This is a genomic window from Aeromonas sp. MTB, assembly GCF_056632455.1.
Genome location: NZ_CP147026.1, coordinates 2565044 through 2578370 on the forward strand (window position 1 = coordinate 2565044; position 13327 = coordinate 2578370).

Annotated in this window: 9 protein-coding genes; 4 read left to right on the forward strand and 5 right to left on the reverse strand. The window is 59.8% G+C overall.

Translation table 11 applies throughout. The features are described from left to right. The first annotated feature begins 68 nt into the window (after nt 1-68). Nucleotides 69-2723: a mannosylglycerate hydrolase gene (mngB, locus tag WBR25_RS11715; RefSeq protein ID WP_479747999.1), complete on the forward strand. Its 2655-nt coding sequence runs from the start codon at nt 69-71 to the stop codon at nt 2721-2723. A 170-nt stretch (nt 2724-2893) separates the two neighbouring features. Here the strand turns inward: mngB and WBR25_RS11720 are convergent, their stop codons facing one another. Both WBR25_RS11720 and WBR25_RS11725 read right to left on the reverse strand, forming a co-directional pair. After that, a complete protein-coding gene (locus WBR25_RS11720; RefSeq protein WP_479748001.1) occupies nt 2894-3883 on the reverse strand; it encodes a D-alanine--D-alanine ligase in 990 nt (329 codons plus the stop codon). Nucleotides 3884-4086: 203 nt separating this feature from the next. Further along, entirely contained in the window at nt 4087-4695 is a 609-nt protein-coding gene (locus tag WBR25_RS11725; protein ID WP_005344994.1) for a 2OG-Fe(II) oxygenase, read from the reverse strand. Between the two features lie 350 nt (nt 4696-5045). Here WBR25_RS11725 and WBR25_RS11730 point away from each other — a divergent pair, with 350 nt between their 5' ends. Together WBR25_RS11730 and WBR25_RS11735 are read left to right on the forward strand one after the other, a co-directional pair. Further along, entirely contained in the window at nt 5046-5522 is a 477-nt protein-coding gene (locus tag WBR25_RS11730; RefSeq protein WP_139429670.1) for a glutathione peroxidase, read from the forward strand. 182 nt (nt 5523-5704) lie between these two features. Further along, nucleotides 5705-7108, forward strand: a complete 1404-nt coding sequence (locus WBR25_RS11735; RefSeq protein ID WP_479748003.1) for a DEAD/DEAH box helicase — start codon at nt 5705-5707, stop codon at nt 7106-7108. 111 nt (nt 7109-7219) lie between these two features. Here the strand turns inward: WBR25_RS11735 and hutW are convergent, their stop codons facing one another. Further along, nucleotides 7220-8581, reverse strand: coding sequence for a heme anaerobic degradation radical SAM methyltransferase ChuW/HutW (hutW, locus tag WBR25_RS11740; RefSeq protein WP_479748005.1), 1362 nt, complete (start codon nt 8579-8581; stop codon nt 7220-7222). A gap of 256 nt (nt 8582-8837) precedes the next feature. Between hutW and WBR25_RS11745 the strand changes: the two genes are divergently transcribed. Beyond that, a complete protein-coding gene (locus WBR25_RS11745; RefSeq protein ID WP_005360022.1) occupies nt 8838-10433 on the forward strand; it encodes a methyl-accepting chemotaxis protein in 1596 nt (531 codons plus the stop codon). A 126-nt stretch (nt 10434-10559) separates the two neighbouring features. Here the strand turns inward: WBR25_RS11745 and aroG are convergent, their stop codons facing one another. Both aroG and aroA read right to left on the reverse strand, forming a co-directional pair. After that, nucleotides 10560-11615: a 3-deoxy-7-phosphoheptulonate synthase AroG gene (gene aroG, locus WBR25_RS11750; RefSeq protein WP_042080388.1), complete on the reverse strand. Its 1056-nt coding sequence runs from the start codon at nt 11613-11615 to the stop codon at nt 10560-10562. Nucleotides 11616-11835: 220 nt separating this feature from the next. Next, complete coding sequence (aroA, locus tag WBR25_RS11755; protein ID WP_479748007.1) at nt 11836-13119, reverse strand: 3-phosphoshikimate 1-carboxyvinyltransferase; 1284 nt, start codon at nt 13117-13119, stop codon at nt 11836-11838. Between the last annotated feature and the right edge of the window lie 208 nt (nt 13120-13327).

Sequence of the window (13327 nt, forward strand, 5' to 3'; positions counted from 1 at the left end):
ATTTTTCAACAGACTATTTTTCCGCACGGCAGGCAAGGGCCGCCGTGCGTCAGCAAAGGATCATTGTCATGACAGTTTCACGAGTTCACATCACGCCGCACATGCACTGGGATCGGGAGTGGTACTTCACCACCGAGGAGTCCCGCATCCTGCTGGTCAACAACATGGCGGAGATCCTGGCGCGTCTTGAATCCGACCCCGACTACAAGTTCTATGTGCTGGACGGCCAGACCGCGGTGCTGGAGGATTACTTCGCCATCCAGCCCGAGAACAAGGCCCGGGTGAAGGCACTGGTGGAAGCGGGCAAGCTCATCATCGGCCCCTGGTACACCCAGACCGACACCATGCAGGTGAGCGGCGAGTCCATCCTGCGCAACCTGCTCTACGGGATGCGCGACTGCCTTAGCCTTGGCGAGCCGATGAAGATCGGTTACCTGCCCGATTCATTCGGCATGTCCTCCCAGCTACCCCACATCTTCAACGGCTTCGGGATCGATCGGGCCATGTTCTGGCGCGGCTGCTCCGAGCGTCACGGCACCGACAAGACCGAGTTCCTCTGGCAGAGCAACGATGGCAGCGAGGTGACCGCCCAGGTCCTGCCGCTCGGCTACGCCATCGGCAAGTACCTGCCGGAAGATGAAGCGGGCCTGCGCAAGCGGCTCGAATCCTACTTCGAGGTGCTGGAGAAGGCCTCGGTGACCAAGGATATCCTGCTGCCCAACGGCCACGACCAGATGCCGCTGCAACAGAACATCTTCGCCATTATCGACAAGCTGCGGGAGATCTACCCCCAGCGTGAATTCCACATGAGCCGCTTCGAGCAGGTCTTCGAGCGCATCGAGGCGTGCCGCGACCAGCTTGCCACCCTCAAGGGGGAGTTCAACGACGGCAAATACATGCGGGTACACCGCACCATCTCCTCCACCCGGATGGACATCAAGCTGGCCCACGCCGCCATCGAGAACAAGATCGTCAACATCCTCGAGCCGCTGGCGAGCATCGCCTGGGCACTCGGCTTCGAGTACCACCACGGGCTATTGGAGAAGATGTGGAAGGAGATCATGAAGAACCACGCCCATGACAGCATCGGCTGCTGCTGTAGCGACAAGGTGCATCAGGAGGTGATGACCCGCTTCATTCTGGCCGACGACATGGCCGAGAACCTGATCCGCTTCTACATGCGCAAGATTGTCGACAACATGCCGGTGGCTCTCTGTGAAGACGGCGTGCAGGTGGCCGACAAGCTCTGCCTGTTCAACCTGATGCCCTTCCCCCGTCAGGAGGTGATCAATACCAGCATCCGCATTCGCGCCCAATCCTTTGCCCTGAGCGATGAGGCGGGCCAGCCGGTTCCCTACTTCATCCGCGCCAAGCGCGAGATTGATCCTGGTTTGGTAGACAGACAGATCGTGCACTACGGCAACTACGACCCCTTTATGGAGTACGACATCCAACTCTGCCATCCGCTGCCGGCTATGGGCTACTGCACTCTGCATATCGAGGGCAATCAGCCGGGACTGGAGCAGCCGGTGATGGCCAGCGGCGAGCTGCTGGAGAACGATTTTTACCGCATCGCCCTCAATGACAACGGCACTTTGCAGATCCTGGACAAGCTTCGCGGCACCACCTTCGATCAGGTGCTCACGCTGGAAGAGGGCTCCGATGATGGCGACGAGTATGACTACTCGCCGTCGCGGGACGAATGGCTGCGCTACTCCACCGAGTTTGCAGTGACCCGCGAGGTTACCCATCAGGCATGGCAGAGCATCGCCACGCTCAAACTGCGTATGGCATTGCCTGCCAACCTCGCCGAGCGAGCTAACCGTCAGTGCAGCGGTCACCTTGATGTCATCTGCCGCATCACGCTGGCGCATCAGAGCCCGCGTATCGATATCGAGCTGGAGCTCGACAATCAGGCCGATGATCACCGGGTGCGGGTGCTGATCCCCACCCCCTTCCCGAGCGACACAGTGGTATCCGACAACCAGTTTGGCTGCATCACTCGCCCCACCCGCGACAGCGCCATGGCGAACTGGGAGGCGGAAGGTTGGAAAGAGGCCCCCATTCCGGTCTGGCAGCTGATGAACTTCGTCGCCCTGCAAGATGGCAAGCAGGGGCTGGCGGTGCTGAGCGATGGTCTGCGCGAGTTTGAAGTGATCGGTGAGCAGTGCGACACCCTGGCACTCACCCTGCTGCGCGGGGTCGGCGTACTCGGTAAAGAGGAGCTGCTGCTGCGCCCGGGTCGCCCCTCCGGCATCAAGCTGCCCACCCCGGACTCCCAGGTGCGCGGCAAGCTCAGCTGCCGTTTCAGCCTGCTGGCGTTTGCCGGTGATCACATCAGCGCCAACGTGATGCAGGCGGCGCGCAGCTACCTCACCCCGGTGCGCTGCTACAACAAGATCCCGTTCGATGCCATGAAGCTCAACAAGGCGAGCTTCACCACACCGCTCCACTTCAGTCTGCTCGCCATGGCTCCCTCCGGTCCGGTGCTGAGTGCCCTGAAAAAAGCCGAGGATGAAGAGGCGCTGGTGATCCGGGTCTACAACCCGAGCGAGCAGGCTGTGCTGAAGGGTGGCAAAGTGAGCTGCGAACACGCCCTGAGCGACTGGCAAGCGGTGCGGATGGACGAACAGCCCCTGCCCCTTGAACTGGCTGATGGCGAATTTGGCGAGCTGGCGCCGTGCCACTCCCGCAGCGTGCGCTTTCGGGTGGCTCGCGGCTAACCGCCGGTAACACCCACAGCTAGCAACAGGCGGGGAAGAGTCATCCCCTCCCCGCCTGTTTATCCCTTCAAGCTGGCCTGCCCCGTTTGATAAAGGCATAAAAAAATCCCCGCCGATTGGCGGGGATTTTTTATTGGATTCTTCTTCATCCCGCGAGCGGGAGAGCACGCTTAGCTGGCCTTGCGCAGGATCTGCTCAAGGTAGTCGGCGAAGCGGTGACCGTGATGCTCCAGCAGTTTCGGGAACATGGAGATGGAGGTCATGCCCGGGAAGGTGTTGATTTCATTCAGCAGGATCTCCCCCTCCTCGGTCAGGAAGAAGTCGATGCGGGAGAGATGGGTCAGTTTCAGCTGACGGAACGCCTTGAGGGCATACTCGTGAATAGCTTCAGCCTGCGCCTCGGTCAGCCCCTCGGCACGCAGTGCAGTCTCGGTATGGCTGGCACTGCTGTACTTCTCTTCATAGGTGTAGAACTTGTCCTGCGGCACGCAGATCTCGCCCGGATACGTCGCCACCAGCTCGTCACCATACTGGTAAACCGCCACTTCCAGCTCACGCGGCTTGACTGCTTTCTCGATCAGAACCTGTTCGGAGTAACCGAAGGCATCGGCAATACCTTTCATCAGATCCGCTTCGTTGCTGGCGGAGTAGCAGCCAACGGAAGAACCCTGGGAGGCCGCCTTGATAAAGACCTTTCCCCACTTGGCCAGCGCGGCCTTCGCTTCGGCCAGCGCAGCGTCATTTTGTTCGGTCAGGAACAGGTATGGGGTGTTGGGAATGCCGATGGCGGAGAGCCACAGCTTGGTGCTGATCTTGTTGAAGCAGATCTTGCTCGCCTCGGCATCGCAACCGAGATAAGGCAATCCGGCCAGCTCGAGGAAGGATTGCAGATCGCCGGTCTCACCCGGGTAGCCGTGGATGCAGGGCACCACGTAATCCACCGGACGGGCCACGCTGTCAAACGAAAGCAGCTTGTCGAGCCCCAGCTTGCACTCGCGGCCATCGGCACTGAGCCAGCGATCGGCGAACATCTCGACGCGGGTCACTTCGACACCGGGCAGAAGGCCCAGTTGTTGCTCGAGGAAATTGGCGCTGCGCAGAGAAACTTCGTGCTCGGAGCCACCGCCGCCGCACAGCAGCAAGACATGCATGTTCTTCATTAGATGTGATCCCTTGGGAAAAGCGGCCTCGTCATGACCATTTGATAAGCCAACCACCATAAAACCGGACGAAGCCAGATACGAACATAAGTGCGCGCCAGTGTAGCAAGGGAGATCAACCCTTGTCAGCTGATGGGAGACCCATGACCCCACTTCTTGCAGTGAAAAGTCTCCCCTGTGTCAAAATCGGGACACATTGCCCCTCAGCGCGGGGGATCGACCCTTCCCATGCCGTTGCCATTGACCCGAAACCAGCCGGCAATGCTGTAGCGCTCCTGATTGGCAGGCAGCACCTCGTGGGGAAACTCCTCGGAGAGAAACATGACCAGCCGCCCCCCCTTGGGGCTCACATCCATCAGAAACTGCTCCTTGTCGTCATACATGCGCAGCACTCCACCCGCTTCGGGCAGCCAGTCGTTGTTGAGGTAAAACACGGTGGTAAGACGGCGGTTGGAGCGACCGGCAAAGGCATCCCGATGGGTGGCGTAAAAATCCCCGCTGCGATAGCGGGCGAAGTGGGCCTCGTAGTCGAACAATCCCAGCATCAACATCCGGTTGGCGGCAAGACGCAGGGACTCCATCCGGGCGAGATAGTCGGCCACCGGCGCACCGAGGGAGGGCTCCAGCCAGTGGATTTGGTCACGGCGAATATCGGGATTGCCCTGGTGCAGGGCGTCACGGCCGATCCCGGCCGGTTGCCATTCGCTTGGCAAACAGGCTTTGAGGGCATCCACCTCGGCGGCGGTCAAAAAATCATCCACTATCACCCATCCCCGGGTGTAAATGGCATCCATGGCAGCTTGATAGTCCAAGATTGGCTCACAATGAGTGGAAAGAGGGCGCTTTGTAGCGACTTACCGGCAAAGTCACAAACCGGTTTGCTTCTCTTGAGAAGTCCCAACATCAATACGCGAGTTGCTGCCCGCCTCCCCGCATTTTTGTCGCCAGTTGTGATCCCGCCCTGCCAAAGAGCGTATTGGCTGTCGAAACTGTGATGGCCCTTGCAATCGGGACGAGGAGGCGCCGCGGCCTCCTTGCGGTGCCAAGAGCCAGCCGATACCGTATCCGCATCGCCATGTTGCTGTTCATCCGGCGCTTGTCTCTGTCACCGACCGAACCACTCACGGCACAACCCGCGCATCACCCACGAAAGGATCTTCTCATGCCTCTGCCCGATCTCACTTTGCAACGACTGGATGGTACCCCCTACCCGCTGACTCAACTGGCGGGCAAGGTGGTGCTGGTGGTCAATGTGGCCAGTCTCTGCGGCTTTACTCCACAATATGAAGGGCTGGAAACGCTCTATCGGGAACTCGGCCCCAAGGGGCTGGTGATTTTGGGCTTCCCCTGCAACCAGTTCGGCAATCAGGAGCCGGGGGATGCGGACGAGATCGCCCGCTTCTGCTCCCTCGACTATCCGGTCACCTTCCCCATCATGGCCAAGTGCGATGTCAACGGTGAACAGGCCCACCCCTTCTATCAATGGCTCAAGCAAAAGAAACCGGGGCTGCTGGGGCTCGAAAACGTCAAGTGGAACTTCACCAAGTTCCTGATCGACCGTGATGGCAAGGTGGTTGACCGCTTTGCTCCCACCACCAAACCGGAGAGTCTGGCCGAGCAGATCCGCGAGATTCTCTGATGCTCCCGCACCGTTTTACGCCACTGCGTTGAACGATTGTATAGCGGCCGGTGCGACAGCTACTGCGCATCGGCCGCTCTTTTGCTATATTACGGCCCCGTTATCATTTCCATATCGTGGCTGGCCCCAATACGCTGGCTGCCCGTTGAGCCAAAGGCTCATCTCAGGAGTTTCTCTCGAACATGTCATTCAACGAACTGGGTCTGTCTCCGCATATTCTGCGGGCCGTCAAGGAGCTGGGTTACGAACAGCCAACCCCCATCCAGCAGCAAGCGATTCCGGCCATTCTGGCCGGTCAGGATGTGCTCGGCGGCGCTCAGACAGGCACAGGCAAAACGGCCGGTTTCACCCTGCCGATGTTGCAGCGTCTGCTGGCCAACCACGGTCGTGGCCGTCGTCAGGTACGCGCACTGGTACTGACCCCGACCCGCGAACTGGCGGCACAGGTGGGCGAGAGCATCATCAAGTATGCCCACCACCTGCCATTCAAGACTCTGATCGCCTATGGCGGTGTCAGCATCAAGCCCAATCTGGACGCCATCAAGCTGGGTGTGGACATTCTGGTCGCCACCCCGGGCCGTCTGCTGGATCTGCTGACCCAGGGCGCCCTGACCCTGAGCCAGCTGGAAGTGCTGGTGCTGGATGAAGCGGATCGCATGCTCGACATGGGTTTTATCGTCGACATCCGCCGCATCATGAAGGCGCTGCCTGCAGAGCGGCAAACCCTGCTCTTCTCTGCCACCTTCTCAAACGACATCAAGGCGCTGGCGGACGATCTGCTGAACCACCCCACACTCATCGAGGTTGACCCCAGCAATACTGCCGCGGAGCAGGTGACCCAACGCATCATTCAGGTGGATCGGGAACGCCGCCGCGAGCTGCTATCCCACATGATTGGCCGTGGCAACTGGCAGCGGGTACTGGTGTTTGTCCGCACCAAGCAGATCGCCGACCGCCTCGCCCAGCAGATGCAAAAAGATGGTCTCAATACCGTGGCGATCCACGGTGACAAGAGCCAGGGTGCCCGCAACCGGGCGCTGGCCGATTTTCGCAGTGGCGAGGTGCGGGTGCTGGTGGCGACCGATATCGCCGCCCGCGGTCTGGACATCGATCAACTGCCCTACGTGATCAACTTTGAACTGCCGCAGATGGCGGAGGATTACATCCACCGTATCGGCCGTACCGGCCGCGCCGGTCGTGGCGGCGAGGCCATCTCGCTGGTCAGCCAGGACGAGCTGGGTCAGCTCAAGGCGATCGAAGCCCTGATCGGCCAATCCCTGACCGTGGAGATCCTGGAAGGGTATGAGCCAAGCGGCAAGCCGAGTCGCCAGACTCTGCCGGGCAGCAAGCCGGTGCAGAACCCGCCTCGGGCTCGCGGTCATGCCAACGCCAAGAGCAGCAATGCCAAGGGCAAGCCAGCCGCGGGCAAGGGCAAAGCCAAGGGTGACACCAGCAAAAATCCCGCCCAGTCTCCGCAAAACAAGTCCCGCAAGCGCGAAGTGGTGGGCGAGGATATCGGCTTTGCGCCAATGCGCCGTCTGCCCAAAGCAATGCGCGACAGCTATCAGGAGAGCAGCGACGAGTAAACTCGCGCGACGCTAACTGCCAAGCCAAAAGAGGGAGCCTGCAAGGCTCCCTCTTCCGTTATGGATCGCACGGAGTCGTGCAAGTGCTCCGTGCAAATGCTCCGCTCGGGCTCAAACCAGCGAATGGCGTACCGCGGCAGTACCATGGCTGGGCGGCGCTGAACCATCGAGCGGATTGAGCTGCAAGAACTCGAACAAGCCAGCCTGCATATTGACGTTCCAGAAGCGTCCGGCGAGGGTGAGTTGCAACCGTGTGCTCTCGATCTCGGCCAGCCCGTGCTGCTGCCAGGCGGCAAAAAGCGGCATCAGATGGGTCAGCAAAGGCGTTGGCAGACGATCCAGCGCCAGCACGCCACTGTCGAGAGCGCCACGCAGCAGACCGTCCATCCTTGCATTGGGATTGCGCCCCATCACCATCCCGGGCGCCCGCTTGCCACTTGCCAGCGCGTCATGCCAGGGGGCCAGATCCCGCCCATACATCAAGCCGTGGCCAAGAATGCTGCCCCCAGCACCGGCGCCAAAGGGGAGGATCTCCGCACCGCGCTTGGCCATCTGGTTATAACGACTCTGCTCGGCCGGACTGCGCCGCCAGTGGCTGCAAGAGAGACGCTCCCAGCCGTGAGCTTCCAGTTGCGCCCCGCCATAGGCATACATGGCCGCCCGCTGCTGACCATCGGCGAGCCAATCCAGGGTGCCCTTCTCCTGCGCCCGCTCCAGATTGGTGCCCTGCATGGCGATGAGCTGGTAAAGATCGACCCCGTGTACACCGCTCGCCATCACATCGCGGATATCCTGCTGCCACACGGCATCATCCTGACCGGGCAGACCAAAGATGAGATCCGCCACGATCACCGCCGCATCATCCCGGGTCAGCTCACCCAGACGGGTCAGCAGCGTCTCCCTGTCATCGAAACGGGCTGCCTGCTGACGCACCCGGGTATCAAAGCTTTGCACCCCGAATGAGAAACGGTTGAAGCCCCCCGCCAGCGCCGCCTGCCATTTCTCATCATCAAAGCCGTTGAGCCGTCCCTCCAGCGTCACCTCGGCATCCGCCGCCAGCGGAAAACGGCGGATCACGGTGGCCAGCATGGCAAGCTCGTCGGCGCTCATGTCGGTCGGTGTACCGCCCCCTACATAGACGGCTGAAAACGGCATGCTCTGCGCCAGCGGGGTGTCAGCCGCCTGCGCAAGGGATGCGCACAAGGCATTGACATAGCGGTTGATCCGCGCCGGATTGGCTCCATTTTCAAAGAAATTGCAGAAGCTGCAGCGCTTTCGGCAAAACGGAATGTGGATGTAGAGGGCGCGCTCCTCAGCTTCACTCTCTCGCTGCCACCAGCTCTGCCAGCCTGCCTCATCCAGCGGGAAGGGGCGCATCCCTCCCCGACTGGCGTGAGCCGAGGTCTTGGCGCTAAAAGCAAACTTGAGGGGATCCGGCGTGGCAATGCCGGTCATGGAAGGGGTCAGATTCATGATGGTCACTATTATCAGCAAATAATGACAATGATAACGATTATCGTTACTGGCAATTTGTTCTGGATCAACCCAAGGAGCAGCCCCCCTCCCGAAAGGCATTTTGGCAACCTGCATTACCGATCTGCTTAACAGATTATTTACTCAAGAGTGGTTATCGTGTGCCGATAGAGAACCATCTCCCGCCGTTTCTTCGTCTACGATCAAGATGATACGGGATCACATAACAACACCAAGCGCATGGAACTTGCCCAAAATGCATAACCTCTCCTTGAACTGGAAAATATTCCTCCCTCTTGCGCTGGTCATCAGCACCACCTTTGGCCTCTGCTTCGAACTCTCCGCATGGCTGCAACGGGATCTCGCCATCCGGCTGGCAGAGGAGAAAGTTGAGAGCATGGCCAACACCTATATGGATCAGGTGAACGTGCTGATGATGACAGGTGGCATGGCCAACCGGCAGATAGTGCAGACCAAACTCAAGAGTGAAGCGGGCATCGTTGAGGCACGTCTGGTGCGCGCACCAGCAGTAAGCAACCTGTTTGGCCCAGGTCATCCGGATCAGAAAGCGCAGGATCCCCTCGATGAGCGAGCCATCAATCAGGGCGAAGCCATTCTGGAGCAGCAGGGTAACCGGCTCACCTTGATCAAACCGTTCAAAGCCTACAAGGAGTATCGCGGCACCCAGTGCCTCACCTGTCATCAGGTCAATGAGGGGACCGTGATGGGGGCTGTGCGGATCAGTTATGACCTCAGCCACACCTTCGGCGAGATCCGCCACAACAACCTGATCCTGAGCGGCAGCCTGGCCGCCGTCTTCAGTCTCGGCTTCGGCTTGCTCTGGTGGGTATTGCAACGCTACGTGAAACACCCTCTGCGCCAGCTGCAGCTCACCATGATCCGGATGGCCAAAGAGCGCGACCTCGCCCTCCCCCTGGTCAATCACAGCCGGGATGAACTGGGCCAGATGACCCGCGCCGTCAATGACATGGTGCAGGGATTCCGCCACAGCCTGCAGGAGGTGGAAGGGGCAACCCACCAGCTCTATCAGGAGTCGAACCAGATCCGTCAGGTGGCGACCCAGACCGAAAACTCGGCCCGCCAGCAAGAGGGGATGACCACCCAGGTCGCCGCCGCCGTCAGCGAGCTGGCCGCCAGCTCTCATGAAGTGCGCGAACATGCCCGCCACAGCGCCGAGCTCTCTGCCCTCACCAATCAGGATGCCGCCGACACCAGCCGCCTCGCCCAGCACTCCATCACCGATATGGGCGAGATGTCGGCAGAGATTGATCGGGTGGATCAGGTGATCCAGCAACTCGACAGCCGCTGCCTGGCGGTTGACGGTGTGCTCGAGGTGATCAAGGGAATTGCCGATCAGACCAACCTGTTGGCCCTCAACGCTGCGATTGAAGCGGCCCGGGCAGGCGAACAAGGCCGTGGCTTTGCGGTGGTGGCCGATGAAGTGCGGGCCCTCTCCAACCGCAGCCGCGCCGCCAGCGAAGAGATCTCCCAGATGATCGCCGCCCTGCAAAATGAGGCCCAGAGCGCAGTTACGGTGATCGGGGATGCAAAAAGCAAAGCCGATGAGAGCATCAGCAAGACCGAAGCGACCCTGGCAGCCATGCAGAACATCATCGAGCGCATCGCCCGCATCAACGACCTCAACGCCCAGATGGCCCAGTCGGCCGAAGAGCAGGATAGGGTCTGCCATGAGGTAGACAGCTCGGTCAGCGATATTCGCAACACTTCCAACGACACCCTGGGTCAGGCGCACGCCGCCAACCTCGCCAGCATCCAGCTGGTGGAGCAGTGTCAGAAACTGGAGGCTCTGCTGAAAACCTACCGTTGGTAATCCACTTCACCAACGAAAAAGCGCGACCCGAGGGTCGCGCTTTTGCTTTATGCATTCGATTTGGCCGAATGGCATCGTTGCTGTTCCAGCGGCGCGTTGACGATTAACAGCGCCGCCGGGATGGTTTTAGCGGGCGTTACGGGTTGCGACTGCATCCGCCAGGTTGCGCAGCAACACTTCGGTATCAGCCCAACCGATGCAGGCATCGGTGATGCTCTGGCCGACGGTGAGTTCACACCCTTCCACCAGATCCTGACGGCCTTCTACCAGATGGCTCTCCACCATCACCCCAAACACCGCCTTGCTGCCGGCACGCAGCTGACCGGCTACGTCTTCTGCCACTACCATCTGGTTCTTGAACTGTTTGCTGCTGTTGGCGTGACTAAAGTCGATCATCACCTTCTGCGGCAGACCGGCCTTCTCCAGCCCCTTCACAACTTCGCTGACATGGGCGGCGCTGTAGTTCGGCTCACGACCACCACGCAGAATGATGTGACAGTCCGGGTTGCCGCGGGTCGCCACGATGGCGGAGTGACCGTATTTGGTGACCGACAGGAAGTGGTGTGGCGCACTGGCAGCGCCAATGGCATCGATGGCAACCTTGATGGTGCCGTCAGTGCCGTTCTTGAAGCCCACCGGACAGGAGAGACCGGAGGCCAGCTCGCGGTGTACCTGGGATTCGGTGGTACGGGCACCGATCGCGCCCCAGCTCATCAGATCCGCCACGTATTGCGGGGTGATCATGTCGAGGAACTCGGAGGCAGTCGGCAGCCCCATGTCGTTGAGATCCAGCAACAGCTTGCGACCAATGCGCAGACCGTCGTTGATCTTGCAGCTATTGTCGAGGTACGGATCGTTGATCAGCCCCTTCCAGCCCACTGTGGTGCGCGGTTTTTCGAAGTAGACCCGCATCACGATCTCCAGCTGATCTTTCAGCTCGTCGCGCAGCGCCTTGAGGCGCTTGCCGTACTCCAGCGCGGCAACCGGATCGTGGATGGAGCAAGGGCCAATCACCACCAGCAGACGATCATCTTCGCCAGCCAGGATATTGTGAATGGCCTGACGGGATTCAAAAACGGTGGACGAGGCCACCTCGGTAGCCGGAAACTTCTCAAGCACCGCAACCGGGGGTAATAACTCTTTGATTTCACTGATACGAACGTCGTCGGTTTGATGCTGCATGACAAGGCTTCCTGCTAGATGACTGCGATTAGGAAATCTCAACATAGCCCGCGACAGGGCATGTGTAAATAGGAAATTACAGCAATCACAAAACTATTTTATATATCAATCTTGCAAGTTATTGAAATGATGCTAGGCGAAATGGAAGTGCGGATGAGGAAGGCATAAAGGCCCGCTCAGCGCGGGCCCGAAGCGTCTGTGATGACGGGTTTGTCAGTGATCAGCCACGCTGGCTGATACTGGCCAGCTTGTCGAAGTAATCCGGGAAGGTCTTCGACGTGCACTTGGGATCATTGATGGTGACCGGGGTATCCGACAGCGCCACCAGCGAGAAGCACATGGCGATACGGTGATCGTTGTAGGTATCAATCTCGGCATGCTTGAGCTGGGTCGGCGGGGTCACGGTGATAAAGTCATGCCCCTCCTCCACTTCGACGCCCAGCTTGCGCAGCTCGGTCGCCATGGCGTGCAGACGGTCGGTCTCTTTCACCCGCCAGTTGTAGATATTGCGAATGGAGGTCGGCCCCTCGGCAAACAGCGCGGCAACCGCGATGGTCATGGCCGCATCGGGAATATGGTTCATGTCCATATCCACTCCGTGCAGCGGCGCCTGCTCCGCCTCGATGAAATCATCACCCCAGGTGATGCGCGCGCCCATCTTCTCCAGCACGTCGGCGAAGTGGATATCACCCTGAATGCTGTGCTTGCCGATACCGGTAACCCGCACCTTGCCCTTGATGGCACCCGCCGCGAGGAAGTAGGAGGCGCTGGAGGCATCCCCTTCCACTAGAAAATCACCCGGGCTGATATAGGTCTGGTTGCCCTTGATATAGAACAGCTTGTAGTTGTCATGCTCGATGACCACCCCGAACTGCTTCATGATGTGCAGGGTGATGTCGATGTAGGGCTTGGAGACCAGCTCCCCCTTGATGTGGATCCGGGTATCACCGGCCGCCATCGGCGCTGCCATCAAAAACGCGGTCAGGAACTGGCTGGAGATGGAGCCATCGACGTGCACATCGCCGCCCCACAGCCCCTTGGCATCCACCACCAGCGGCGGATAACCATCGTGTTTGAGGTACTGGATATGGGCACCTGCTTCACGCAGGGCATCCACCAGATGGCCGATGGGACGCTCTTCCATGCGCGGCTCGCCGCCCAGGGTATATTCACCTGAGCCGAGGCATAGCGCGGCGCAGAGCGGTCGCATGGCAGTACCGGCGTTGCCGAGGAACAGATTGACCGGCTCTTTCACCGCAAAACTGCGACCCAGACCCTGAACGGTACACTCGGTCTTGTCGGCGGAGAGCTTGTACTTGACCCCGAGCTGGGTCAGCGCAGCCAGCATATGACGAATGTCATCGCTGTCGAGCAGGTTGGTCAGACGGGTGGTGCCACGAGCCAGCGCCGCCAGCAGCAGCGCACGGTTAGAGACACTCTTGGAGCCGGGCAGATTAACCTCACCGGCCACACGAGAAATGGGTTCCAAACGCAACGAATTCATAGACTTCCTGTGCTATCTCAAAAATAAACGCCTGTCCGGACGTTAACAGCCTGCGTCCCGCTCGGCAAGGGCACTTTCAGGGGAAATCGCACGGCAAACGCCAGCGCGCTGGTTCTGTTGAAAAAAAGACGCCGGGGTATCCCCGGCGTCTTGAATCACTGCAGTAGCTGGAAGCGGCTCACGAGTTGTCACGAGAGGCCGCCAGCAG

Coding starts and splice junctions, on each gene's coding strand:
- hutW (WP_479748005.1), bottom strand. CDS start 8,581: ATGAATCTGACCCCTTCCATGACCGGCATTGCCACGCCGGATCCCCTC.
- WBR25_RS11745 (WP_005360022.1), top strand. CDS start 8,838: ATGCATAACCTCTCCTTGAACTGGAAAATATTCCTCCCTCTTGCGCTG.
- aroG (WP_042080388.1), bottom strand. CDS start 11,615: ATGCAGCATCAAACCGACGACGTTCGTATCAGTGAAATCAAAGAGTTA.
- mngB (WP_479747999.1), top strand. CDS start 69: ATGACAGTTTCACGAGTTCACATCACGCCGCACATGCACTGGGATCGG.
- WBR25_RS11730 (WP_139429670.1), top strand. CDS start 5,046: ATGCCTCTGCCCGATCTCACTTTGCAACGACTGGATGGTACCCCCTAC.
- WBR25_RS11735 (WP_479748003.1), top strand. CDS start 5,705: ATGTCATTCAACGAACTGGGTCTGTCTCCGCATATTCTGCGGGCCGTC.
- WBR25_RS11720 (WP_479748001.1), bottom strand. CDS start 3,883: ATGAAGAACATGCATGTCTTGCTGCTGTGCGGCGGCGGTGGCTCCGAG.
- aroA (WP_479748007.1), bottom strand. CDS start 13,119: ATGAATTCGTTGCGTTTGGAACCCATTTCTCGTGTGGCCGGTGAGGTT.